Annotated in this window: 4 protein-coding genes; all 4 read right to left on the bottom strand. The window is 43.6% G+C overall.

Annotated features, from left to right (window positions below):
- On the bottom strand, nt 1-608 hold a 608-nt coding region (locus PF479_RS08505; protein ID WP_298004905.1), incomplete at its 3' end, for a nicotinate-nucleotide--dimethylbenzimidazole phosphoribosyltransferase.
- A complete protein-coding gene (gene cobU, locus PF479_RS08500) occupies nt 605-1,150 on the bottom strand; it encodes a bifunctional adenosylcobinamide kinase/adenosylcobinamide-phosphate guanylyltransferase (protein ID WP_298004902.1) in 546 nt (181 codons plus the stop codon). The genes PF479_RS08505 and cobU, both read right to left, overlap by 4 nt.
- Nucleotides 1,147-2,199 carry a histidinol-phosphate transaminase gene (locus tag PF479_RS08495; protein ID WP_298004899.1) on the bottom strand — a complete coding sequence of 351 codons (1,053 nt, stop codon included), beginning with the start codon at nt 2,197-2,199 and terminating at the stop codon, nt 1,147-1,149. Before PF479_RS08495 ends, cobU begins: the two co-directional genes overlap by 4 nt.
- The gene (locus PF479_RS08490; protein ID WP_298004908.1) at nt 2,175-2,672 is read right to left on the bottom strand and encodes a cobalamin biosynthesis protein; all 498 of its coding nucleotides are present in this window, start codon (nt 2,670-2,672) and stop codon (nt 2,175-2,177) included. Before PF479_RS08490 ends, PF479_RS08495 begins: the two co-directional genes overlap by 25 nt.
- Nucleotides 2,673-2,709 lie beyond the last annotated feature (37 nt).

Raw genomic sequence — 2,709 nt, 5'->3', positions numbered from 1 at the left:
CCTGTTATCAATTCCGGATTCATACCGGTAACAGCAGAATATATGGCACTGGCAGATGTTGTATTTCCAACACCCATTTCACCTGTGATCAGTAAGTCACAGAAATTATCAATCTCAGCCGAACCGCTTTCAAAACCCAATTCAAGAGCCTGATAGACCTGTTCTTCCGTCATCGCTCTGGTCCTGCGCATATTAGCAGTACCTTTTGCAATGGATTTTTGTATAATCCGAGGATGATCAACTTCATACACCATCCCGGCATTGATGACCTTCAAATCAGCATTCGATCGGGAGGCCAGAACAGAAATGGCTGCACCTCCATTCAGAAAATTCCTCACCATCTCTGCGGTGACAATCTGCTTTGAAGGAGAGACTCCTTCGGCAACAACTCCATGATCGGCAGCAAAGCATAAAACCATTTTATTCCGGAGATGGGGTTGGGTCGTTCTCTGGATTCCCCCCAGTCTGGAAACCAGTTTTTCCAGTTTCCCGAGGCTTTCGGGGGGCTTCGTCAAGCGATCCCATCGTCTGGTAACAGCTTCCATCGAACAGAGATCCAGCCTCTCAATTCTTTTGAGGAGGATTTCTATTTCCTGATGATTCATCATTTCAGCCTCTGAGGTATACCGGCAATCATATGAAAGACTTCCTCTGATTCACCTGCCAGAAGCTGATGACAGCGTCCGGCAATCTCCTGAAAGATACGGCCCAGAAAATGAGGAGAAACCAGGCCCTGTTCCACCAGATTGGAAATAACAATGATTTCTCCTGGAAACTCTTCGACTGCTCTCATCAACTCATTCATCTTAAGTTGTACAAGATCCTCCGCTTCTTCCTGAGTGAAATCTTCTCCATGATCCATGAGAAGGTTTGTCAGCCAGAGAGTCAGACAGTCAAAGATAACAATATTTTTTGCATTGAGATCATCCCGCTTAAGAACTCCAGAGATATCAAGGGGCTCTTCAATTGTCTGCCATTCTTCAGGGCGTGACTGTTGGTGCCTTTTGATTCTGAGTTTCATTTCATCATCCCAGGCTCTGGCAGAAGCAAGATAAACAACTTCCCCCCGGTTCTTCTCAGCCCAATGAGCCGCTGTAGATTCAGCCCATGAAGTTTTTCCTGATTTGACACCCCCCAGTACCAGAATCATTTTTGAATGTAGCCCTTAAAGCTCTGAACAAGTTTATGATTATCTTTATCCCTTCGGATTCCAATCCTGATAATATTGTCCAAATCAAATGAGCGGCAGTCTCTCACAAGAATTAGATCTTTCCATAAATGTGCCTTAAGAGCCTCTGCATCGTCCACTTCCACCATAAAAAAATTGGAACTGCTGTCATAGACGTTAAAGCCAAGATCTTCAATGTCTTTTTTGAGAGAATCTCTTCTGAAGGCTGTCATCTGCCAGCTTTTTTTAAAAGAATCCAATTCCCGATACCCGGCGATTCCAGCATCCTGAGCTGGAGTACTGATGCTCCATTCGGGTTGCCATCTTTTAATTTTCTTGAGGATTTCAGGAGAGGCCAGGAGATATCCCAGACGAAGCCCGGGAATACTAAAATCCTTAGTCATTGACCTCAAGACAATAACTCCTTCCCGGAGCGGGTTATACCGCCTGGGATCGGGCACAAAGCAGACATAGGCTTCATCCAGGATAAGGATTGTATTTTCCTGAAGACAGGCTTTTCTGATCATTTCAAAGTCTTCTTCAATTAAATATGTCCCCGTCGGATTATTGGGAGAACAAAGCCATAGAAGCACGGGTTTTACGGAATGAACTTTCTCTATGATCCTGTTCACAGATATTCGGAATGATTCCTGGGGTGTCATTCTGATGGAATGAATATTCTTAGTTTTAAGACTACAGGCATCGTAATATTCACTATAGGTAGGATCTACAATAGCCACATTCTGATTCTCTTTCAAGAGGGCCGAAACGATGAGAAACATCCCCTGAGAAGTTCCATTAACGACATGAACTGAGTCAGAATCAATTTTGTTATGGGAGGCAATACTGTCTTTGAGTAAGACACAGTTAGAATCGGGATACCGGGTAATATTTGCATTCCGGATATCTATGATCACAGAATCGGGTAGTGGATCTGGGTTAATGCTCACACTGAAATCGATGACATCATCTGGTGATATACCCAAATCTCTTAATTCAGAATAGTTCAACCCACCATGTTCAGAGCCCATAATCCCCCCCTAATCAATACTATCAGTACAACCATTGTCAGCATCAGGGATAATACAGTAATTTTTAAACATATATCTATCTTTTTGCTATTCAAAGGACTGCTGCCTCCATTCAGGGTATATTCCCCTTTTTTTGTCAATATCACATCCAGTGCACCAGCCATGGCACTCATGGTCCATCCTGCGTTGGGACTGGCCGTTTTCTTTCTTTCTCTCAATAGGCACTGATAACTCTTTCTAAAGGAAGCCCCTGGAAACAGGAATGCTCCGATTAAGATCATTCCGGCTGAGATCCTGGCTGGAATCCAATTGAGTCCGGTATCACACCAGGCTGTAAACTTTCCACCCCATTCAAACTCTTCACTCCTGTAGGCGATCATAGAATCAGAAGTATTGACAAGACGGTAGGCCCAACTGCCTGGTAAACCAAAAAGAAGGAAATACAAGATAGGCGAACTGAAACTGTCTGTAATATTTTATGTCTATGATTATTTGCCACCGGAACAAATC

It is taken from the genome of Oceanispirochaeta sp., from assembly GCF_027859075.1.
Classification (GTDB): Bacteria; Spirochaetota; Spirochaetia; order DSM-2461; family DSM-2461; genus Oceanispirochaeta.
The sequence above is the reverse complement of the archived record's forward strand: the minus strand, read 5'-3'. Positions and strand labels throughout refer to the sequence as shown.

Coding starts and splice junctions, on each gene's coding strand:
- cobU (WP_298004902.1), bottom strand. CDS start 1,150: ATGATTCTGGTACTGGGGGGTGTCAAATCAGGAAAAACTTCATGGGCT.
- PF479_RS08495 (WP_298004899.1), bottom strand. CDS start 2,199: ATGGGCTCTGAACATGGTGGGTTGAACTATTCTGAATTAAGAGATTTG.